The organism is Winogradskyella sp. 4-2091, assembly GCF_045765065.1.
Taxonomy (GTDB): Bacteria; Bacteroidota; Bacteroidia; order Flavobacteriales; family Flavobacteriaceae; genus Winogradskyella.
This window is the reverse complement of sequence record NZ_JBJKOD010000019.1, coordinates 1-22476: the sequence shown is the minus strand read 5'-3', so window position 1 is coordinate 22476 and position 22476 is coordinate 1. Positions and strand designations below refer to the sequence as shown.

Genomic DNA, 22476 nt, shown 5'->3' with positions numbered 1-22476 from the left:
TTAAAAAAGTATAAATTTCAGTTAATATTGATGTTTTAAAATTGCTCAACGCTTTCTACCTTATGGTGCACCATTAAATGAAACATAAAGTAATTGATTTTGCGAAATCGCTAAAAAGAAACATTTAATTATCTGCCAATAATTATAAAAGCTCCAGAGATATTCTGGAGCTTTTATGGGTTTTAAGCCGTAGCATTTATCTTAAAATAAATGAACTATAAACTATTAACAAGGTTATACGCTTGTTTAGCAATTTCTAATTCTTCATTAGTTGGAATTACTAACACTTTAGTTTTAGCAGAGGAAGTATTAATTTCTCTTATTTCGGAAGATCTTAATTCATTAATTGATTTATCTATTTCAATTCCAAAATAGTCCATGTTTTCACAAACCATTGCTCTAATTACACTAGAATTTTCTCCAATGCCTGCTGTAAAAACAATAGCATCTAATCCATTCATAGCTGCTACATAAGCGCCAATATATTTTTTAATTCTGTAGGCATTCATAGCTAAAGCTAACTGGCAATCTTCATTTCCTTTCTCGGCTTGGGCTTGGATATCTCTAAGATCACTATAACCAGTTAATCCATACATACCACTTTCTTTATTCAACAAAGTATTCACTTTTTCTAAGCTGTAGCCTAAACTGTTTACTAAATAAAATACAATTGCGTGATCTATATCGCCACTTCTGGTACCCATAATTAAACCATTTGAAGGTGTAAAGCCTAAATTGTGATCTACACTTTTCCCATCAACAACAGCAGTCATACTGCAACCGTTGCCTAAATGGATGGTAATAATTTTTGAAGTTTTTAATTTTAAATATTGAATCGCTTTTTCACTAACGAACTTATGACTAGTTCCATGAAATCCATATACTTGAATCTTATGTTTTTTATACAATTCATTAGGAATCGCATATTTTTTTGCTTTTTCTGGTAAAGTTTGAAAAAATGCAGTATCAAAAATAGCAGCTTGCTTAGCATTAGGAAAAAGTGCTTCTGCTACTTCAATACCAATCAGATTATTAGGATTGTGAAGAGGAGCAAGTGCAGCAAATTCCCCAATTTGCCCTTTAACGTCTTCTGTAATTAAAGTGGTGTTAGAAAATGAATTTCCGCCATGAACAACACGATGGCCTACAATTGCAATTTCATCTGTGTTTTTTATAACACCTTTATCTACATCTAATAATAAATTTACGACACGTGTTAAACCGTCATTATGGTTTTTTATAGGATGTGTTTTCTTTAAATTTACAATATCTGTTTTATAATTGAGTATAGCATCCTTTTCGCCAATGCGTTCTACCAAACCACTACAAATTAGGGTTTTGGAAGGCATTTGTATTAATTGAAATTTAATGGATGAGCTTCCAGAATTAATAACTAGTATATTCATATATTTTATTTTAAAAATCTTGAGCTTGAATTACAGTAACTATCACAGTATTAAAAATATCATCTGTAGTACAGCCTCTACTTAAATCATTTACAGGTTTGTTTAAACCTTGAATAATTGGACCAATAGCTAATGCTTTAGTTTCACGTTGAACTGCTTTATACGTATTATTTCCAGTATTTAAATCTGGAAAAATAAACACATTTGCTTGGCCAGCAACTTCAGAGTTTGGTAGTTTAGTTTTACCCACTCGCATATCTACAGCGGCATCATATTGTATTGGGCCTTCAACTTTTAATTCTGGGCTTTTTACTTTTATTAATTCAGTTGCTGCTCTAACTTTTTCAACATCCTCGCCAACTCCAGAAGTACCAGAAGAGTAAGAGAGCATTGCTATTTTTGGATCTATACCAAAAGCAATACTCGTTTTAGCTGAAGAAATTGCAATTTCAGAAAGTTGTTCTGCAGTTGGGTTTGGATTAATAGCACAATCACCATATACTGAAACTCTATCCTCTAAGCACATAAAAAATACCGACGACACAATTGAAGTTTCAGGTTTTGTTTTAATAAACTGTAAAGCTGGTCTTATTGTATGTTGTGTTGTATGCACTGCGCCAGATACCATGCCATCTGCGTCGCCTTTATGTACCATCATCGTTCCATAATAAGACACGTCTTCCATTAAATCTTGTGCCATTGCTAGATTAACGTTTTTGTGTTTACGTAACTCATACAAGGTTTCAGAATATTCTTTAAACTTAGCAGAATCAATTGGGTTGATTATGGTAACCGAACTTAAATCTAAGTTTAAGTCTAAATTAAGTAATTTTTCTTCAATTAATTTTTTATCACCTAATAATGTTATTTCTACAGCATCTAGATCAATAAGTTGTTTTGTAGCTCTTAACACACGCTCGTCTAATCCTTCTGGCAAAACAATATGCTTTTTATTAGATTTCGCCTCTTTCAATAAATTATACTGAAACATTCTTGGTGTTACACCTTTGGTTTCAAACGTGATTAATCGTTCAACCAACTCTTCACTTTTTACGTGCTTTTCAAACTCTTTTATAGAGGTAATAATCTTTTCTGTATTCTCAGCGTAAATCTGAGATTTAATTTCCCCAATTTGGTTGGTTACATTATAAGTACCACGAGGCGCAGAAATAATAGGGACAATATCAGAGAGTCCTTCAATTAGTTTAATAATTGATTCCTCTGGCGTTAATCCACCAGTTAATACAATACCAGATAGTGAAGGATAATTATCCGATAGATTAGCTTGCAAAGCTCCTAATATAATATCTGCTCTGTCGCCAGGTGTGATTACTAAAGCATTCTCTTTTAAATGGGTCAAATAATTACGAAGCTGCATAGCACCAACACTGAAATTTCCGGCTTGATTGTTAATATAAGCTTCACCAAAAAGAACTTTAGCATCTAAGGCATCTACAATTTCCTTAATAGAAGGATTAGATAATTTTGGATTCAACGGAATGGCATTAGCAATGATTGAAGATGGTAAATCCTTTTCTAAATTGTCAACGATTAATTTTAAATTTTTAGGATTTACCTTGTTCGCAATTACAGATAAAACTTCTACACCTTTGTCTTTAAAGGAATCATATGCCATGTGCAAATTACCTACGAGCTCGTCTAAGGTTTTGCCAATTCCGCTTGCTAAAATAATTGCCGGAACGCCTAAGTTTTTAGCGATTAGTACATTGATATCAAACTCAATGATAGCACCTTCACCTATAAAACTACTGCCTTCTACCAAAACAAAGTCAAAACGATCTTCTACCGCTTTAAATTTGTCAATTATAGTACCAATTATCTCATCATCTTTATTTTCGTTTTTCTTTTTAATAACTTCACTTCGTTTAAAAGCGTAAGCATCCTCAAACTTTAAATCGAGATTAAAATAAGATATTACAGTATTTATATGGTTGTCTATTTCGCCAGGCTCTATATCGTCTATTATAGGTCTGAAATAGCCTACTTTGGCAGCCTTACCCAACAATAATTGCATTAAACCTAATGAAATTATTGATTTACCACTATTGGGTTCTGTTGTAGAAATGTAAACGGCTTTATTCGTTAATTTTTTGTTCATATGTTAAGATAAAACTATAGTTTCAGTAAAATCACTAATATTAGTTTACAAAATTAACGATTAAACGCCTTTATTTTGTGACATTTATCATGTTATTGAAAAAAACGTAACAGAATGGTGATACTTAGTTGATACCTTTGGTAGGATAAAAACAAAATGTAAATTTGTAGTACCAAATGAATTACAAATTAATGGCAGTTTAAAATGATATTACAATTTTTTAAAAACTTATTTAAAGGCAAAACATCGAGCGAAGTAAAACACGGTACAGTGAAATTTTTCAACTATACAAAAGGTTTTGGCTTTATAAGTATTACTGACTCTGATGATGAAATATTTGTTCACACTACAAATTGTGTAGATAAAATAAAACAGAATAATAAAGTGACATTTCAGGTAGAGCAAGGAAAAAAAGGACCAACTGCTGTTAATGTTAAATTAGCTTAGTCTATTTTCCTATTTTATATTGTATGTTTTATTGGCGAAGCTTGTTATGGCTAACAGCCCAACATTAGTGGTCGTAAAATTTTCTGAATATCTACGCTGTTTTTTTGTGGAATTAAAAAGGTATTTAAATCATCTATGTGATTTATCTGCTCGTCTTTATCTATAAATCCGTAGCCTAAGTATTGGCCTTCTTTAATCATTACAAAGGCTTCTTCATTACCGTGTCTACCTTTCTCTTTAAAAATAAGATCATTTTTTTGATGAGACATATCGTGGATGGCTTCTAGGACTCTATTATTATAGTCTTCAACAGATTCTTCATTTTTACATATGCCGTTACAGTTTTTAATGCTGTAGTGTGAACATTCTGAAACGGATTCTTGTAAATGACAATATTTTGGGCACAAGTTAAATTTAGCACATATCTTTTCCATATAAGAGCGAAGATCTCTAATATTAAAAAACGTAAGTATAGGATTAGGAACTAAACGTCCTTTATTACTCGCTAAATGTAGAACACCTTTTCGGTCTTCGTAAGAGAATATGGCGAAGGTTTGTATAGTACGTTTTGCCACTTTATTATAAATAGGAAAATGATGCTTTATCGCTGCATCTTCCATAAGTAGGGCAATTAACTCGCTACCAGAAATTTCAAAATCAAGATCTCTGGTTTCCCTAACCATTTCTAATGATTTTTTTGTTTTACTATAGAAATGACTTAAAACACGTTTTTTTATGTTTTTAGCTTTTCCGACATAAATAACAGTTCCTTTTTTATCCTTAAAGTAATAAATACCTGGTGTACTTGGTAAGGCCTCAAACTTTTCTTTAGGAAGGTTAGGAGGTAAGGTCGCTTCTCTAGAATTCTTATTTAGAAATTCTTTAAAGACTTCAGCGGCATTGGGTTGTTGTAATAATAATTCAAACAGAATAACCGTAGCTTCTGCATCGCCTCTCGCTCTGTGTCTGTCTACCAAATTAATGTCTAAAGCTTTACATATCTTTCCTAGACTATACGAGCGATGACCAGGAATTAAACGACGCGATAAGCGTACTGTGCATAGTTTTTTTCTAGTAAATTCTCTGCCAATACGTTTAAACTCTCCTTGAATAACGTTGTAATCAAAGTTTACGTTATGGGCGACAAAAATGGCACCTTCCGTAATATCTAGTATATTTTGTGCAACATCTTCAAACGATGGTGAATCTGCCACCATTGCATTATCAATACCAGTAAGTGCAGTAATGTGCTGAGGAATAAAACTATTTGGATTTACTAATGATGTGAACTCATCTACTACGGTTTCTCCATTATATCTAAAAACCGAGATTTCGGTCATACGATTGGTTTTTCCTGTGGTTTCAACATCAATGATGGTGTAAATCATGTATAGAATCTGAGATTTAGATTGAGAATTATTTTAAAAGAATAAAGATAATCAGTTTTAGTTAGTTTTTGAAATTTTACTATTTATTAGATTTCGATTCTACGTCCATTTAGATATTCATAAAAAAAAGCAACGTGCTAAACGTTGCCATTAATTCTAGTGACTTAAAAGAGAGTCATTATGTTTTTTGAATACCTTCACTATCACTATCTATAAATGTTAATACTTTAGAAGGATTTTTAATCTGCTTCGCTTTCCCCTTTGTAAAAACAATGGCACCATTTAAAGCATCTGGATTTTCCCTTAGAATCTTAGTACAATCATGGTTACTGAAACTGTCAATATTACCTTCAATTTTTTTAGGGTCAATTAATTGATTCAAATTTAGGTTAAGTCGTTTGCCTAAATCTATCCACTGCGTACCTGTTAATTTTTGTTTAGAAATATCAATACTCAAAACCTTTTTATCAGTAGCACTCAAGTATCCTAAGGTTTGCTTATCTTCATTGTCATTACCATTGTATATGCAGGTAATTTCTCTTTCATTCTCGCTCATAATTCCCATTTTAATATGTTTTCATTTGTTCTTTTCGTTTCTTCAGTTGCCTTTTAAGTTCGTTTACGGTCTCTTGAACGGCATCTTGAAATGTATTGTGTGATGATTCCGAAAATAGACGAGGACCAGGAGCACTTAGTCTAATACCACACATTTTACCTGTTTCGTCTGACGATGTGTTTTCGGTCTTAAAAAAAACATCGGCACGATGCACAAAATCATAATAAGTAAAAATGGTATCCAACTTTTCGTTTGTGAAACTCTCTAATGTATCACTTGCGTTGACATCGTGATATTCGTAAATTATTTTATCATTATTCATAGTGTTATATTTTAAGTTATACTCAAAACTAAGACTATACTTATGAATACCTTAACTGATTTACTAGAAATGTTCGCTTATATAATGAAGACTTGATTTAAATTGCCGGGATAAAAATGCACTAATTGGAGTGTTTTTAGAAGGCTAAATAAACTAAAAGTGAATAAAATTAAAGAGCAAATTTGAAATCTTTACGAATACAAGATAAGCCCAACACCAATCATTATGCCAACTAAAGGCACTAATTTCTTACGTTTGTTTTGTTCTTTAAAGATTAGACCACCAACAACAACAGAAATTATAATTTGGCTACGTTTTATGGCTGATAATAGCATGATAAGCGCATCAGGATCTTGTAAAGCTTTAAAATAGAAATAATCTGCTGCGACCAATAAAACACCTACGGCAACTATGGTCCAACGAAACTTGAAAGCTTTTCGTTTTTCCTTAAACGGAAACCAAGTGATAGACAATATTATTAGTAGGATTAACACAGTATAGAAACAAAACCAAAATTGCAATGTTTGTGGGTTTAGCTCTAAATTCTGAATTAAAAACTTATCATATAATCCACTAGAAGCACCTAAAAATGTGGCAGCAATAATGGCAAAAATCCATTTGTTACGCTTAAAATTAATACCTTCTTTTTTACCAATTCTAGAATATAATATCACAGAAAAGATAATTAGAAAGAAGCCAATCCATTGTAAAAAATTTGGTTGTTCTTGGTAGATTAAAATGGCGCCAATAAAAGTAAAAAATGGTCCAGCAGAACGAATAGGTGTTACAATAGTTATGGGTAAATGTTTTAAAGCTTGATAAGCTAAAACCCACGAACTAGCCATAATCGCAGATTTGATAGCGATAAAACCGTGAGTTTCCCAATCTATTTTAGAAATATAAAGACCCATTTCTATAAGTGATTCCTCATAGAATACTGAACCAAAATAAAGTGGTAATAAGAAGAGAAAACCAGAAGAAATAGTACCAAATAGTACAGGGAACACTTCGTTGCCTTGTACTGCATGTTTTTTGCATAAGTTGTGTAAACCTAAAAATAAAGCCGCTAAAAGTCCGAGATACATCCACATAATGCGCGCGAAGATATTGGTTTATTTGATAAAAATTCATTCCTGATTTTGTAAATTTCATGAATTGATTTAATCATATCTATACCAGGTTTATAATATCGATTTTAAAAGAGTTTTTACAGCGAGATTTGAGTGTTAGGATTACGCTTTGTAAATCATAAATTAACTAGGAAATCAGCCTAAATCAATGAGATCATCAGACTTTTCTGTTTAAAATGCATATCTTTAGTAATTAATATCTCTTATTTAGTTGAAATCGATACTGCTAATATGTTTTTTGTTTTTAGGAACGTTTGCTTACGGTCAATGTCCTTCGAGCGATGTTACATTAAATTCTCAAGCCGCTGTAACTGATTTTATTACTAATTATCCAAATTGTGACACCATATCTGGAGACTTAATAATTACTGGTAATGTTACTGATATAAGTGGTTTAGATAATATTACAAGTATTGATGGAAAATTTGTAATTAATAATACCCAACTCACTTCAGTTGAAGATTTTAACAATTTAGCTTATGTTTTATATAGTATAGAAATCACTAATAATGATTTCATTACTGAAATCGATGGATTTAATGGGCTAATAGATTTAGGCGCTTTATTTATAGTTGAAAACAATGCAAGTCTTGAAGCGTTAATAGGTTTTAACGAAGCAACGGCCGTATTTGGCGATTTTTGGATTAATTATAATCCATTATTAGAGACAATTTCAGGGTTTGATATCCTTACAACAGCCTATGGTTTTTTTGGAATAACCAATTGCCCAATGCTAAGCAGTATTCCAAGTTTTAATAATTTAAACTACGTAAGTTGGGGAATACAGTTTAATAATGTAGGCTTAACTGATATTGCAGATTTTGATAATTTAACGGCAATTGGTGGAGTAGATGCTGCGTCAGGATTTATAGTCTCTAATAATCAGAATTTAATATCTGTATCAGGTTTTAATTGTTTAGATACCATTACATTCGATTTTTTAATACAAGATAACCCTGTCCTAGAAAACATTTATGGCTTGTCTAGTTTATCAAGTGTAGGTCAGTTTTTTACAATTAGAAATAATGCGTCATTGGCTTCATTAAACGGATTACAAAATTTATCTACAGTGTCTTCAACAGGCTACGAGAACACTGTGGTATTTCAAATCTTTAATAATTCACAATTATCTGATTGTGATTCCTTATGTAATATTTTATCTTCAGACGGTATAATTGGTCTCACCAATATAAGTGCTAATGCCACAGGATGTGATTCAGAGTCAGTAATTGATACGACAGATTGTGAAGCATTTCAAGGTTTAAGTTGTACTATGTTAAGTATGCCATTGTTTGAGCAAGTAAATGTGGCGATTGACACCGATATTTCTTGGAATCCTATTGATAACGCTACAAGTTATATTGTTACAATTGGCACATCATCGCAAGGCACTCAAATTATTGATAATTTGGATGTTGGTAATATTACAACCTACAATCTTCCTAATGATTTACCTGAAAACACAGAAATATTTGTAAAAATCAAAGCGTTTAATGGCGTTATAGAATCTAAATGTTGTGTTGAGGAAAGTTTCATTACAGAAATTGTTATTCCTGAATGTACAACCTTATCAAGTCCAATAAACGGAGAAGAAAATGTGTCAGTTACTGCAGATATAAGCTGGAATTCAGTAGAATATGCAACAGGTTATTTAGTTTCTGTTGGTACTTCATCTGGTGGTACAGATCTAATCAATAATTATAATGTAGGTAATACCACAACTTATAGCTCTGATGTAGATTTCCCAATTAACGAAGTACTTTATGTAACAATTACACCTTACAGTTCTGGTGGAAATAGTGCCAACTGTATTGAAGAAAGTTTTACAACCCAAATGGCACGCATAGATTGCTCAAATTTATTGAATCCTGTTAATGGAGCAGACAATGTTGAAGTTACAACAGGTATTTCGTGGAGTACATCTAACTCAGCAACTGGTTATATATTAAATATTGGTTTAACAGAAGAAGGAACAGAGATCATTAATAACTTAGATGTAGGTAATGTAACAAGTTATAACTTTTTAGAAACATTACCATCTGACACAGAAATATTTGTAACTATAATTCCATATAATAGTTATGGTCAAAGCATGGATTGCGAAACTGAAAGTTTTAAAACAGAGTTAGTATCGCTAGTTATTCCTAAGTTTTTTACACCAAATGATGATCAACATAATAATTTTTGGATTGTTGAAGATCCGTTCAATGAAATTGAAAGAGTTACTATTTTTAACCGTTACGGAAAATTAATTAAAACATTATATGCTCAAAGTTTACCATTGGGCTGGAATGGGAATTTTAAAAATAATTTAATGCCTACAAATGATTATTGGTATAAAATTGAATTAAAGAATGGTAAAGAATTAAATGGTCATTTTACTTTAAAGCGGTAAGTATTAAAATGCATTACTTTTTAATCTATTATAATTGAATTCAATTCATCCCAAATAGGCTCATCAAACTCTTTTGGTGACAGTTTAAACAAAATAGCAGACGTGTTTGTCTCTTCAGAAAACACTTGGTTTCCTAGAATATTTACGGTTATTATTTTTCCTGTATGAAAACCATCAAAGAAAGTCATTTGTCCTTTAAACTGATGTCCACTTTTAGAAATATCTAAATCGTTTAGAACAAGTTTCGGATCAGGAAATTCTTGAGCCCAATGATTAGGATGCATCAGTTCTGTAAAATAGTGATTGAAGTTAAAGGTAATAGTTTCTAATGAAATTACAGATGTTGCTTCTACTTGCCAAGCCATAGCTAGCGTCCAAAATTCTTGATGTTCTAGTTTATTCCAATTAGGGGCAAAGCGTAATTCTTCAAATCCTATAAACGTTAGTTCTGGTAACCATTCTATTGGAAATGGAATAATTTCGGCACTCCATGTACTATCAGCTTTTACAATAGATTTTTGTATGCTGTCTTGAGAATGTGCTACAAATGATAGACTTAATAATAGAATTACAATTACAGATTTTGATAATAGTTTTAACATTGGTTTTGATTTGTTTTAAGTAAAACTACGGTAGAGGATAGCAAATTGTGTCAAAAAAGTGTAAAATGAGTGTAAAATTTAGAATATTAAGCAGCATTTCTTGTTATTGATACTTATTACATTAAACGTTTGCTTATTATTAAGACATTAACATCATTGTTAGAAAAATTTCAATTGAAATGTTATTCGTTCACAAATATTCTGAATTAGAATATAGATTTCGTAATAAAGGGATTACAAAATTTTTAAATGGTAAATTAATAAACTCTTTAATTATTAGAATCGTAAACTCTACAGAGGCATTAGTATATGCCTTTATTTTTTTGTACTTTGTTAGAATACAACAGCTATTAATCGATTATCATTTTTTTATTTCGAATCCATTTTAATTTGAAAATTAATAATTTTAAAAAAGTGAGAAAGGATCGCTCTTTAAACCAAAACTGACTTTATACGCTTATGCCAAAACTCAATTTATCCGCTTACGACACTAAAGGTTTTTACGATGAAATGTTTGATGATAATAATAATGTAAGACCTAATTACAAATTGTTTTTAGATCGTTTACAAAAAATGAGTGTTAAGAAACTAAACGCACTTCAACATTCTACAGATCGTGCACAGCTTTCTTTAGGGATGACTTTTAATGTTTATAATGATAATCAAGGTGTAGAAAGAATTCTACATTTAGATATCATTCCAAGGATAATTAAAAATAAAGAATGGCAAAATTTAGAAAAAGGATTACAGCAACGCATTAAGGCATTAAACTTATTTATTCAAGACATTTATAACGATCAAAAGGTGTTGAAGGATAAAATTATTCCGAAAGAAATGATTTTTTCTAGTGTATCATACCTTAAGGAATTGGAAGGCTTTAAACCGCCAAAAGATGTATGGTGTCATATTACGGGATCAGATTTAATACGAGGAGGCGATGGTCAATATTACGTTTTAGAAGATAATTTAAGATGTCCTTCTGGTGTTTCATATATGTTAGAAAACAGAGAGATTTTAAAGCGAACGTTTCCTGAGCTATTTGAAAAACTCGATGTAAAACCCGTTTATAATTATACGCACATTTTGAGAGATACTTTAGAATCCTTAACGGATAAAGATCAACCAACCGTTGTCGTGTTAACGCCTGGCACATATAATTCGGCTTATTTTGAGCATTCGTATTTGGCACAACAAATGGGAGCAGAGTTGGTAGAGGGTCGCGATCTTATTGTAAAGGATGATATCGTTTATATGATAACTACCAATGGTTTACATCGTGTAGATGTTATTTATAGACGTGTAGATGATGATTTTATCGATCCAGAAGTATTTAATAAAAATTCACTTTTAGGAACTCCTGGTTTATTTAGAGCTTATTTGAAAGGAAATGTTGTGTTAGTTAATGCACCGGGAACAGGAGTGGTAGATGATAAGGCGGTTTATGCTTATATACCTAGAATTATAAAGTATTATTTAGGTGAAGATATGATTTTGCCTAATGTAAAAACTTATATCTGTGATGAAGAACCAGATTGCAAATATGTGATAGAAAACATCCATAATTTAGTGGTTAAACAAACAGATGCTTCTGGAGGATATGGTATGTTAATTGGTCCTAAATCAACTAAAAAGGAACAAGAAGTATTTATAGCTAAGATTAAGGCTAATCCAAGAAATTATATTGCTCAACCTATGATAAATTTATCAAGAGTACCGACCTTAACGGATGATACTATTGAAGGTCGTCATGTAGATCTACGACCATATGCTTTATTTGGTGATGACATAAAAATTATTCCAGGCGCATTAACGCGTGTTGCATTAGAGAAAGGATCTATAGTTGTAAACTCGTCACAAGGCGGAGGAAGTAAAGATACTTGGGTATTAAACAGTTAAAATTAAATGTATGTTAGGTAGAGTTGCAAACACCATTTATTGGATGAATAGATATTTAGAACGTGCTGAAAATTATGCACGTTTTATGGATGTAAATTTTAATTTATTTTTAGAATTACCTACAAATAAAGCACAACAATGGAAACCACTTGTTGCAATAACAGGTGATTGGCCATTATATGAAGAGCTGCATGAAGACGTAGAGAAAGATGAAGTGATTTATTTTATGGCTTTTGAAGCGCAAAATCCAAATTCTATATACAATTGCATAGTTAATGCTAGAGAAAATGCACGTGCTATTAGACCAGATATCACAAAAGAAGTTTGGGAACAAATTAACTCACTATATTATTTAGTTAAAGCAGATTGCGCCAAGAAACGACACGATGATAAAGATTTAAGACAGTTTTTTAATAATATTAAAAACGGTTGTCAGTTATTGTACGGTATGTACGACGCTACTATTTCTAGAAATGACGGTTGGAATTTTGGAAAACTAGGGCAACTTGTAGAGCGAGCAGATAAAACATCTAGAGTTTTAGATGTAAAATATCATCTACTCTTAGGTTCTGTAAAACAAGTAGGTTCTTCCTTAGATTTAATTCAATGGGCAGCACTTTTAAAATCTGTTAGTGCTTACGATATGTATAGAAAAAAATATGGCAAATTAAAATCGGCGAGTATTGCAGAGTTCTTAATTTTAGATACTGAATTTCCTAGATCTATTCTTAATTGTTTATTACGTGCAGAACAATGTATTATAAGGTTATCAGGTAGTTCATTTGGTTATAGTAATTCAGCACAGAAAAAATTAGGAGCATTAAAATCGCAATTAGAGTATACAGACATTAATGATATTATTGAGAAAGGGTTACATGAGTATTTAGATAATATTCAACTTAAACTCAATGATATTTCTACAGCTATTTATGATTCATTTTTCTCTGTAGAGCAACATATTAACTAGTTTCAGTCAGATTATTACTAGCATTTAATAGTTCGTTTTATTTCTTGAAATTTCATTGGATGAAATATCAGTAATTAGAGTACATTTGCCGCGTTTTATTTTACCCTTTTATATATGAAAATATTTCAATGTGGAAATTGTAATTATTCTGTGTATTTTGAAAATTACACATGTGATAACTGCGGACATTTAACTGGTTACAGAGCAGAAGATCGTATGATGCTTTCTTTTGATCCTAACGTTGATGCCCTTATTTCAGATAGAGAACATCTTGAGTATAAATACTGTAAAAATAAAGCGTACCATGCTTGTAATTGGATTATTGAAAAAGATAATCCTGAAGATTATTGCAGCGCATGTCAATTAAATAGAACCATCCCAAACCTTTCTAATCCTGCATCAGATAATCTCGATAACTGGAAAAATGTTGAAGTTGCTAAGCATCGTTTAATCTATCAACTCCAAAAGTTTAATTTATCCTTGCCTAGCAAATTAAAACAAGAAGATGGTTTATGTTTTGATTTTGTTGAAAGACGTGATAATAAAAAATTGATGACAGGTCATGCTAATGGTGTGGTTACCATATTAATTAAGGAAGGAAATTCTGTATTACGAGAACAAGCAAGGAAAGATCTACGAGAACCATACAGAACTTTAGTAGGGCATTTAAGACATGAAGTTGGTCATTATTTCTGGATTAAATTGGTAAGTGAGCATCCAAAAATACTAGCAGAATTCAGAACTCTTTTTGGCAACGAAACACTAGATTACTCTGAATCTTTAGATATTTACTATAAAAATGGAGCTCCGAAAGATTGGCAAAATTCATTCATTAGCAAATATGCCACCTCACATCCATGGGAAGATTGGGCAGAAACGTGGGCGCATTATTTGCATATTATGGATATGGTAGAAACAGCCTATTTTTTTAGAGTAAACGTGAAACCAAACTTTAAAACAAAAGCTTTAAAAACTAAAGTATCATTTGATCCTTACACCAAAACAGATTTTGATGTCATTGTTAGAAAATGTGTACCGTTATCACTAGCTGTAAATAGTATAAATAGAGCCATGGGAATACCAGACGTTTATCCTTTTGTTATTTCACCTAACATCATAGAGAAACTAAAATTTGTTCATCGTCTTTTATTGCCGAAACGCTAGTGATATGATTTGTTTTCTACTGCTGAGATTGACTTTGCATTTGTGTTAAATAGTCTTTTGAAGGTCTTAAGTCTACTGATACTTCCATAGAATTATTTCCCATGCTATATATAACACCTTTTAGAGGAGGTACATCATAGTAATCTCTACCATGTGCAACAACAATATGTTGGTTTTTTGGAATTTGATTATTTGTAGGGTCAAAATCTACCCAACCATAGGTTGGCAAATAAACAGAGAACCAAGCATGTGAAGCATCAGTACCAATTAATTTTTCTTTACCAGCTGGTGGAATCGTTTCAATATAACCACTAACATATTTAGCAGGTAAACCCATAGAACGAATACAGGCAATTGCAATCTGAGCAAAATCTTGACAAACGCCTTTTTTGGCTAACATGACATCCTTTAATGGTGTCGCAATATTTGTAAAACCAGGTACAAAATCAAAATCCGTATATATACGCTGCATTAATTCAAATGTAGCATCAAAAAAAGAGCGTTCTGGTTTAAATGAAAGTGCTGCATAAGCCGCTATTTCTTCACTGTTATTAGAAATTAAAGGCGATGGCATTACAAATTGCCTTACGTCTATAATTTCTGAATCTGTACCTTTTAAGTATGCTTTAGTCTCTTCAATAGTTACATCCTTTGCTTTTGAAAGTTCAGTTTCATTAACTTGTTTGGTATAATCTCTTTCTACTTTGCTTCTAGCAATTACCACCAAATCTTTGTGATGCTGCTGTATTGAAAATCGCGTAACAGAATTTCCAAAAAAATCTAGACGTTGCGAAATATCAGTTGGAGTAGGTGTAATTTCTAAGGAATAATCTATTAAGGTTTGCCCAGGAAAACTTTTAGGTTTTATGGTTGTAATATTATGACAGAACGAAGCACCATGCTCGTATTTATATTTTGTTTTATGCCAAAGATCAAAAATCATACTAACTAGTGATGGTTCTATTAACCAATTGTTTTTGAGGTTGAGAATGATTAAAATAGGTGTCAGAGATTGATAACGATGTAATATGTAATAAATCGCTTAATTCTGATAATATATTATCGAGATTTTCGCGCATATTAGATTCTGAGTTTACAACCAACATGTCCTTTAGGTTTAAACTTTCCATTTTAGAAATAACAAGATTCATGTTTTCTTGGCAGATGGTCAAATTTTTTCGCTCATTTGTCGATGGCAGTTTGTCAATATCTTTTTTTAATCTATGCATTTGGTAAGTTAAAGATCTGGAATATTCTTTATCTAAAATGATTAAGTTAAGTACATTTTCTAGACTTAGATAGGAATTGTAACTATATCTGTAAATATTTAAACTTTCGTGACTATTGAGTAAGGATTCTAATATTTCATATTCAAGTTCTTCATCATAATTTACAATTAATAAAGCTCTAAATTTTTCAATGTTCATTGCACTAATTTCTAATTGTAAACCAATAAAGTAGAGTAGAAGCCCTTGCCTTACTAATATACTCTCTTCAGTTAATGCCATAAATGCAATCAGTCTAGTGATTATTTTATCGAAGAAATTAGTAAGCTTAAAAACGGAATAATCATCATCAGCTTTTAAGTTTTTTACATGTTTTTGAATGCCGTCAAAAACGCGCCACATATCTCTAGACCACAGATTTCTTAGGGCGTAATAAGAATTACTAAAACTTTGCATAGATTGAGCAAAGCTTCCAATTTTATGTTCGTCTACAATAATATCACTGATTTCTTTTAGTGGATTTTGTAAAGCGTCATCTTCATTTTCTCCAATAAATCCAGGGAAAGTAGACGTAATTTTTGTGATAGATTGAAACAGTGTTTTAAGACTTTCAGATTCCGATTTACGATCGTTATACTGTGCATGTGTCATTTGGTTTAACACCATTCTTAAATATCTCGCTGTAACTAAAGCTCTTCCAATATATCGACCAGACCAAAATAGGTTTTCTGCGGTATGACTTGGTACATCATTAATTGCTGTTGATGGACTAGAGTTTGTTTTATTCCATGAATAATTTTGAAGATTGGGCTGTGGTGTATCTGTCACAATCCAAAAATCCTTACTCGTTCCACCGCGTTGATTAGAAACAAATAATTCTTCGCGTTCAGGAGCAACTCGTACTAAACCGCCAGGCATTACACTATAACTATTTTCCTTAGCTATGGCGAACGTTCTACATAATATTTTACGAGGTTCTAATTGGTTTTCTATAAAATTAGGAGCCGTTGAGAACGCAATTTTTTCTTGTGCTATAAAATTAAAAGGGAATTCTAAAATTTCTTTTTTTAAAGCGTCAAGAGCAGCTTTATCTAAAAATTCACAAAAATAAATATGCTCTCTGTTAGATCTATCAATTCTTTTTAAAACAAAAGAAGGTAGATCTGCCAATACGTGTTTTCGTTCCTTTTCTTGTCCACACCACCAAGATGCTATTTGTGGCAATATTAAATCTTCATTTAAAAAATACTTGCATATATTTTTCATGAAAGGATTCAAAGCCGGATTTTCTAAAACTCCACTTCCTATAGGATTAATAATAGCAACGTTTTGCAATCGTACAGCTTCTAGTAAACCCGCAACACCTAAATAAGAATCTTCTCGTAATTCTAAAGGATCCATGAAGGTATCATCAATGCGTCTTAAAATAACATCTACTTGCTTAAGACCTTTTAAAGATTTTAGCCAAACTTTACCATGTCTTACCACTAAGTCGTTTCCTTTTACCAAAGGATATCCTAAAAATGAGGATAGATAAGAATGTTCAAAATAGGTTTCATTATGTGGTCCTGGTGTTAAAATAACAACCATAGGGCTTTCTACATTTGTTGTTGCAGAATTCACTAATAACTGATTAAAGTCGTTAAAGAAATTAGAAGGTTGAGTTACATTGATATTTGTAAATAACTCTGGAATGATTTTACTTGTGGAAAACCTATTTTCTAAAGCATAACCCATTCCCGATGGTGCCTGAGTTCTATCATTTACAACCCACATTCTACCATCTGGACCTCTTGCTAAATCCGCCGCGTAAATAGAGAGTTGTTTTGAATTTTTATATTGAATTTGATCACATGCACGCAAAAATCCACTATGTGCATAGATAGCTTCTGGCGGAATTATACCGTTCTTTAGTAGGTCACGTTTACCATATAAATCTTTTAGAATTAGATTTAATAATTCTGCTCGTTGTTGAATCCCTTTTTCTACACCTTTCCATTCATTTTGATGAATTAAGTACGGCACAACATTTAATTCCCATGGACGGTTAAGACCTTTGGGATCATTATAAACATTGTAGGTAACACCATTTTCTGCTAAAAGCCAATTAAGTTCAGTTTGTTTTGAAGACAGGTTTTCTGTACCTATTTTTAGCAAATTTTGAGACAATATTTTCCAGTTGTCTTTAATACCCATTTTAGCCGTGAGTAATTCATCATACTTAGATGATGCCGAAAAATAATTCTTAAATATGGTCTTTGTTAGTGTCTTCATTTTGTAAACAGGAACATGTTTTATTTCTTACGTAAATCTAAGGTGTAAGGAAATTCAAAATTAACTGGTAATTCTTTATATGAAAAACGTTTAGAGCTATTTTTCTTAGCGACGTTTCTGCTAATAGGTTCTGTGTCTAAATTAATGTTTTCCACTGGATTAATCTCGCCTTGGGTATGTCCAAACTCCCAAAAGCGATTAATTCTTCTAGATTCTGCTTCAAAACTATTCACAGGATGCACATCATAAGAGCGTCCACCAGGATGTGCGACATAATATGTACAGCCACCAATAGAACGCTTATTCCAAGTATCTACTATATCAAACACTAGTGGAGTATCTGCAGGAATTGTAGGGTGTAATGCTGAGTAAGGATTCCAAGCTTTATATCTTACACCAGCAACATATTCGCCTTTTACACCTGTACTTTTTAGTTGAACTTTAACACCATTACAGGTCAGTACATAACGTTCATCAATGAAATTATTAACTTTCACTTGTAGTCTTTCTAATGAAGAATCTACGTAACGAGCCGTTCCACCACCTGTCATTTCTTCGCCTAATACATTCCAAGGTTCAATACCAGCACGTAATTCTAAATGAATATTATTAATCTCTAGCATACCATGTAATGGAAATCTAAACTCGAAGAATGGATTAAACCAATCCTCTTCAAACTGATAACCAGCTTTATTTAATTGTGCAACAATATCTTTAATATCTTCTCTTACATAGTGTTCTATTAAAAACTTATCGTGCAATTCAGTTCCCCAACGTACTAAGTTATATTCGTAAGGTTTCTTCCAAAACCAAGCGACTAATGTTCTTACTAACAACATTTGCACTAAACTCATTTTTGGATGAGGCGGCATATCAAAACCTCTTAATTCTAAAATCCCTAAACGTCCTGTTGATGAATCTGGCGAATATAGTTTATCGATACAAAATTCTGCTCTATGCGTATTTCCTGTTAAATCAGTTAATAAATGCCTGAATAAGCGATCGGTTAACCAAAACGGAACTTCGCCATCTTTAGGAATTTGACTAAAAGCAATTTCTAATTCATATAAACTATCTGTGCGTGCCTCGTCTATTCTTGGCGCTTGACTTGTAGGTCCAACAAAAGAACCCGAAAATAGATAACTTAAACCAGGATGATGTTGCCAAAACGTAAGTAAACTTCTTAATAGACTTGGTTTTCTTAATAATGGACTATCAGCAGGACTTGTGCCTCCTAAGGTCACATGATTTCCACCACCAGTTCCGGTATGTTTACCATCTAACATAAACTTTTCGGTACTTAATCTCGATAATTTTGCTTGTTCATAGAACGTCATAGTGTTGTGCACTAAGTCTTTCCAGTTGGTTACCGGATGAACATTAACTTCTATAACACCTGGATCTGGTGTTATTTTAAGAGAATCTAGTCTGTTATCTTTTGGAGGATCATAACCTTCCATTATAACAGGTACTTTTAGTTCTTTGGCAGTAAACTCAATAGCCGCAATTAAATCTAAAAAGCTTTCGGCCGAATCTAAAGGTGGTAAAAACAGGTACAATTTCCCATCTCTTATTTCTGAACAAATAGCGGTTCTAACAAAATAATTTGGTGTATTTGTATCCACTCCATTTTCTAAAAATGCTTTGTGTCGTTTTTTTACAATATCTCTATAACTTGGTAATCGCTTCTTTTTGGAAAATAAATCGGGTTCATAGGAAGGAAATACTTCATGACCAGGTTTTTCCATCAATGAATTTAAAGGCAGTCTTAATCCCATAGGAGAGTTTCCTGGAGTTAAGAAAAGATGTTGTCTTCTAAAAGCCCATTCGCTTGTAAACCATTTCCCTCGTGTAGTATTTAAAGGTAATAAATAGCCAACAGGAGTAGATGTCCCATTTTCTAGAATATCTTTTAGCTTGTTCTTTACTAATGCATTATCTCTATCCTTTGTTGGATCAACATCAATTGGTAAATTGCCATGTTCCCATAAAAAATAGAAAGCATCCTCAAAACCAGGAATAATATGATTTGTTGATACGGCTAGATACCTTGTTAACGTTTCTAGAAACAATTTATCTGTATTTGGTGGTACTGTAAAATTATCTGAGTACGTGGCTAAGAATTTTTTATTGTACCAAATTGGTCTTCCATCTTTACGCCAACAAATTTCAATTTGCCATCTTGGTAAAGGTTCGCCAGGATACCATTTACCCTGTGCATGATGCAGTACACCACCTTTTCCAAATTCTTTATGTAAGCGCTTAGATAAGTCTTTAGCTAATTCACGTTTGTGTGGTCCATCAGCAGCCGTATTCCATTCAGGAGATTCTAAATCGTCAATAGAAATAAACGTTGGTTCGCCTCCCATTGTTAATCGAACATCGTTTTTTTGGAGCTGTTTTTCAACTTTATTACCGAGTTTATCAATGGCTTTCCATTGGTCTTCTGTGTAGGGTTTTGTAACTCGTGGAGATTCAAAAATGCGTGTTACTGAGTTTTCAAAAAAGAATTCTGTTTCACATTTATCGGTCATACCAGAAACTGGAGCGGCACTTTCAAAAGAAGGCGTACAAGCTAAAGGAATATGACCTTCGCCAGCAAGTAAACCAGATGTTGCATCAAAACCAATCCAACCAGCACCTGGTAAGTATACTTCTGCCCAAGCATGTAAATCCGTAAAATCCTCTTCAGGACCAGAAGGACCATCTAACGATTTTTCATCTGATTTTAATTGAACGATATAGCCAGACACAAAACGTGTTCCAAAACCTAAATGACGTAAGGTTTGCACAAATAACCATGCATAATCTCTACAAGACCCTTTTTTAAGGCTCAGTGTTTCTTCACAAGATTGCACACCAGGATTCATTCTGATATTGTAATTGAGGAATTCATAAATTTTTTGATTGACATGAATCAGAAAATAAATGGTTTTTCTAGGTGAATAATCTAAAGTTTCTAAAAACTCCATTAATAATGGACCTTTATCTGTAATTTCTAGATAAGGCTGTAATTCTTTTTTTACCGTTTCAGTGTATTCAAACGGAAATTCTTCGGCATATTCTTCAATAAAAAAATCGAAAGGATTTATGGTTTTTAAATCTGCAATTATTTCTACATCGATAGAAAGCTCATCAGTTTTGTCTGGAAAAACTAATCGTGCGACATAATTACCAAATGGATCTTGTTGCCAATTAAAAAATTGATTCTCTGGAGTGATCTTAATGGAATAAGACTCAATAGGTGTTCTAGAATGTGGCGCAGGTCTTAATCTAAAAACATGAGGCGACAATGAAACTTTTCGATCGTATTTATAAGTAGTCTTGTGAGAAATTACAATTTTTAATGCCATAAATTTAGATTAGGATTATAGTTAAGTGCTAGAATAAAGAAACACCTGCTTCCTATGCAAAATAAGCTATTTAACCTAAAAAATGAATTGATGACCAGACTTTGTTTTGTTTTTTAGGTTTATCTCAAAAAAAACAAAAAAGGTTTTTAGAATCGTAAAATAATGGTTAGAAAATACTCATTTCAGAATGTGTAGTAACCGTTTCCAAAAGTTTCATGCCTTTATAAGAATTTCCGTTAGCATTTAATTTAGGACTCCATACCGCAACAGTAAAATTATTTGGATATAATGCCACAATGCCACCACCAACACCACTTTTTCCTGGTAAGCCTACTTTAAAGGCAAACTCTCCAGATTCATCATAAAATCCACAAGTAAGCATTAATGCATTTATTCGTTTTGCTTGACTACTGGTAATAATTTCTTTACCATCTTTTAATTTACAACCACCATTGGCTAAAAATGAAAAGGTATGTGATAATTGTTGACAGTTCATTTCTAAAGAACACATATCAAAATAAAAATCTAAAACAACGGCAGGATCGTTTTTTATGTTACCCAAGGATTTAATAAAATTGCATAGTGCAACATTTCTAAATCCAGTTGCCTTTTCAGAATCGGCTATTTTATCTGAGTAGTTTAGGTCTGGAATACCACTCAAGTCTCTAACAAACTCTAGGAACTCTTGGCGAGCATTTTCTAAATGAGAAATTAGAATATCACAAATAACAATGGCACCAGAATTAACAAAAGGATTTCGTGGAATCCCGTTATAGGTTTCTAATAAAAGTAAGGAGTCGAATTTAGTGCCAGATGGCTCTACATCGATACGTGTCCAAATATCTTCGCCTAAAAACTTAACAGCCAATGCAAGGGAAAGCACTTTAGAAATACTTTGAATTGAAAACTTTTCTAAGTGATCTCCAATACCAAAACTAGTACCATCAACTTTAGTCATATGAACTCCAAAATTTGAAGGATTTACATTTGCTAATTCTGGAATATAGGTGGCTAATTTACCTTTATCCTTAATTGGTTTAGTAAAGTTATAAGCGTTTTCTATGATTTCATTGTAATTGGAATCCATTACTTTTTTGTTTTAAAAAATTATTAAATGTAGTATCAAAAATACTTGTTTTAATTGCAAGTTATAATTAAATCATATTGAAAAACGCAATTTTTTAATTTTACTATTATCCACATAATTTAGTGTTTGTAATCAGCCAAAAAT

General features: G+C 32.1%; 16 protein-coding genes. 5 read left to right on the top strand and 11 right to left on the bottom strand.

Features of this window, described 5'->3' with window-relative positions; translation table 11 throughout:
• Positions 1-215: 215 nt before the first annotated feature.
• Together ACJBCC_RS16305 and pta are read right to left on the bottom strand one after the other, a co-directional pair.
• A complete protein-coding gene (locus tag ACJBCC_RS16305; RefSeq protein ID WP_299099894.1) occupies positions 216-1406 on the bottom strand; it encodes an acetate/propionate family kinase in 1191 nt (396 codons plus the stop codon).
• Between the two features lie 10 nt (positions 1407-1416).
• Complete coding sequence (gene pta / locus ACJBCC_RS16300) at positions 1417-3525, bottom strand: phosphate acetyltransferase (protein WP_299099896.1); 2109 nt, start codon at positions 3523-3525, stop codon at positions 1417-1419.
• 204 nt (positions 3526-3729) lie between these two features.
• Between pta and ACJBCC_RS16295 the strand changes: the two genes are divergently transcribed.
• Positions 3730-3972 carry a cold-shock protein gene (locus ACJBCC_RS16295; RefSeq protein WP_299099899.1) on the top strand — a complete coding sequence of 81 codons (243 nt, stop codon included), beginning with the start codon at positions 3730-3732 and terminating at the stop codon, positions 3970-3972.
• Between the two features lie 50 nt (positions 3973-4022).
• Here ACJBCC_RS16295 and ACJBCC_RS16290 read toward each other — a convergent pair whose 3' ends face one another.
• The 4 genes from ACJBCC_RS16290 to ACJBCC_RS16275 form a co-directional block, all read right to left on the bottom strand.
• Positions 4023-5360, bottom strand: a complete 1338-nt coding sequence (locus ACJBCC_RS16290; protein ID WP_299099901.1) for an exonuclease domain-containing protein — start codon at positions 5358-5360, stop codon at positions 4023-4025.
• A 178-nt stretch (positions 5361-5538) separates the two neighbouring features.
• Positions 5539-5916: a hypothetical protein gene (locus tag ACJBCC_RS16285; protein WP_299099903.1), complete on the bottom strand. Its 378-nt coding sequence runs from the start codon at positions 5914-5916 to the stop codon at positions 5539-5541.
• Positions 5917-5926: 10 nt separating this feature from the next.
• Positions 5927-6238, bottom strand: coding sequence for an HPF/RaiA family ribosome-associated protein (locus ACJBCC_RS16280; protein ID WP_299099905.1), 312 nt, complete (start codon positions 6236-6238; stop codon positions 5927-5929).
• Positions 6239-6429: 191 nt separating this feature from the next.
• A complete protein-coding gene (locus ACJBCC_RS16275) occupies positions 6430-7329 on the bottom strand; it encodes a DMT family transporter (RefSeq protein ID WP_299099907.1) in 900 nt (299 codons plus the stop codon).
• Between the two features lie 277 nt (positions 7330-7606).
• Here ACJBCC_RS16275 and ACJBCC_RS16270 point away from each other — a divergent pair, with 277 nt between their 5' ends.
• Positions 7607-9763, top strand: a complete 2157-nt coding sequence (locus ACJBCC_RS16270) for a T9SS type B sorting domain-containing protein (RefSeq protein ID WP_407557800.1) — start codon at positions 7607-7609, stop codon at positions 9761-9763.
• A 20-nt stretch (positions 9764-9783) separates the two neighbouring features.
• Here ACJBCC_RS16270 and ACJBCC_RS16265 read toward each other — a convergent pair whose 3' ends face one another.
• Positions 9784-10365: a hypothetical protein gene (locus ACJBCC_RS16265; RefSeq protein ID WP_299099911.1), complete on the bottom strand. Its 582-nt coding sequence runs from the start codon at positions 10363-10365 to the stop codon at positions 9784-9786.
• Positions 10366-10824: 459 nt separating this feature from the next.
• Between ACJBCC_RS16265 and ACJBCC_RS16260 the strand changes: the two genes are divergently transcribed.
• From ACJBCC_RS16260 to ACJBCC_RS16250, 3 genes are all read left to right on the top strand, one after another.
• Entirely contained in the window at positions 10825-12261 is a 1437-nt protein-coding gene (locus tag ACJBCC_RS16260; protein ID WP_407557799.1) for a circularly permuted type 2 ATP-grasp protein, read from the top strand.
• A gap of 10 nt (positions 12262-12271) precedes the next feature.
• Positions 12272-13228: an alpha-E domain-containing protein gene (locus ACJBCC_RS16255; RefSeq protein ID WP_407557798.1), complete on the top strand. Its 957-nt coding sequence runs from the start codon at positions 12272-12274 to the stop codon at positions 13226-13228.
• Positions 13229-13342: 114 nt separating this feature from the next.
• Positions 13343-14392 carry a putative zinc-binding metallopeptidase gene (locus ACJBCC_RS16250; RefSeq protein WP_407557797.1) on the top strand — a complete coding sequence of 350 codons (1050 nt, stop codon included), beginning with the start codon at positions 13343-13345 and terminating at the stop codon, positions 14390-14392.
• Between the two features lie 16 nt (positions 14393-14408).
• Here ACJBCC_RS16250 and ACJBCC_RS16245 read toward each other — a convergent pair whose 3' ends face one another.
• The 4 genes from ACJBCC_RS16245 to ACJBCC_RS16230 all read right to left on the bottom strand — a co-directional run bounded on the left by ACJBCC_RS16245 (position 14409) and on the right by ACJBCC_RS16230 (position 22332).
• On the bottom strand, positions 14409-15335 hold the full coding sequence (locus tag ACJBCC_RS16245) for a transglutaminase N-terminal domain-containing protein (RefSeq protein WP_407557796.1): 927 nt from the start codon (positions 15333-15335) through the stop codon (positions 14409-14411).
• Between the two features lies 1 nt (position 15336).
• Complete coding sequence (locus tag ACJBCC_RS16240) at positions 15337-17892, bottom strand: circularly permuted type 2 ATP-grasp protein (protein ID WP_407557795.1); 2556 nt, start codon at positions 17890-17892, stop codon at positions 15337-15339.
• A gap of 20 nt (positions 17893-17912) precedes the next feature.
• Positions 17913-21245 carry a DUF2126 domain-containing protein gene (locus tag ACJBCC_RS16235; RefSeq protein ID WP_299099923.1) on the bottom strand — a complete coding sequence of 1111 codons (3333 nt, stop codon included), beginning with the start codon at positions 21243-21245 and terminating at the stop codon, positions 17913-17915.
• A 166-nt stretch (positions 21246-21411) separates the two neighbouring features.
• Complete coding sequence (locus ACJBCC_RS16230; RefSeq protein WP_407557794.1) at positions 21412-22332, bottom strand: glutaminase; 921 nt, start codon at positions 22330-22332, stop codon at positions 21412-21414.
• Between the last annotated feature and the right edge of the window lie 144 nt (positions 22333-22476).

Excerpts from the sequence above, each read along its gene's own strand:
- ACJBCC_RS16275 (WP_299099907.1), bottom strand. The coding sequence starts at position 7,329 with ATGTGGATGTATCTCGGACTTTTAGCGGCTTTATTTTTAGGTTTACAC.
- ACJBCC_RS16265 (WP_299099911.1), bottom strand. The coding sequence starts at position 10,365 with ATGTTAAAACTATTATCAAAATCTGTAATTGTAATTCTATTATTAAGT.
- ACJBCC_RS16260 (WP_407557799.1), top strand. The coding sequence starts at position 10,825 with ATGCCAAAACTCAATTTATCCGCTTACGACACTAAAGGTTTTTACGAT.
- ACJBCC_RS16230 (WP_407557794.1), bottom strand. The coding sequence starts at position 22,332 with ATGGATTCCAATTACAATGAAATCATAGAAAACGCTTATAACTTTACT.
- ACJBCC_RS16290 (WP_299099901.1), bottom strand. The coding sequence starts at position 5,360 with ATGATTTACACCATCATTGATGTTGAAACCACAGGAAAAACCAATCGT.
- ACJBCC_RS16235 (WP_299099923.1), bottom strand. The coding sequence starts at position 21,245 with ATGGCATTAAAAATTGTAATTTCTCACAAGACTACTTATAAATACGAT.
- ACJBCC_RS16285 (WP_299099903.1), bottom strand. The coding sequence starts at position 5,916 with ATGAGCGAGAATGAAAGAGAAATTACCTGCATATACAATGGTAATGAC.
- ACJBCC_RS16295 (WP_299099899.1), top strand. The coding sequence starts at position 3,730 with ATGATATTACAATTTTTTAAAAACTTATTTAAAGGCAAAACATCGAGC.
- pta (WP_299099896.1), bottom strand. The coding sequence starts at position 3,525 with ATGAACAAAAAATTAACGAATAAAGCCGTTTACATTTCTACAACAGAA.
- ACJBCC_RS16240 (WP_407557795.1), bottom strand. The coding sequence starts at position 17,892 with ATGAAGACACTAACAAAGACCATATTTAAGAATTATTTTTCGGCATCA.
- ACJBCC_RS16255 (WP_407557798.1), top strand. The coding sequence starts at position 12,272 with ATGTTAGGTAGAGTTGCAAACACCATTTATTGGATGAATAGATATTTA.
- ACJBCC_RS16250 (WP_407557797.1), top strand. The coding sequence starts at position 13,343 with ATGAAAATATTTCAATGTGGAAATTGTAATTATTCTGTGTATTTTGAA.
- ACJBCC_RS16305 (WP_299099894.1), bottom strand. The coding sequence starts at position 1,406 with ATGAATATACTAGTTATTAATTCTGGAAGCTCATCCATTAAATTTCAA.
- ACJBCC_RS16280 (WP_299099905.1), bottom strand. The coding sequence starts at position 6,238 with ATGAATAATGATAAAATAATTTACGAATATCACGATGTCAACGCAAGT.
- ACJBCC_RS16245 (WP_407557796.1), bottom strand. The coding sequence starts at position 15,335 with ATGATTTTTGATCTTTGGCATAAAACAAAATATAAATACGAGCATGGT.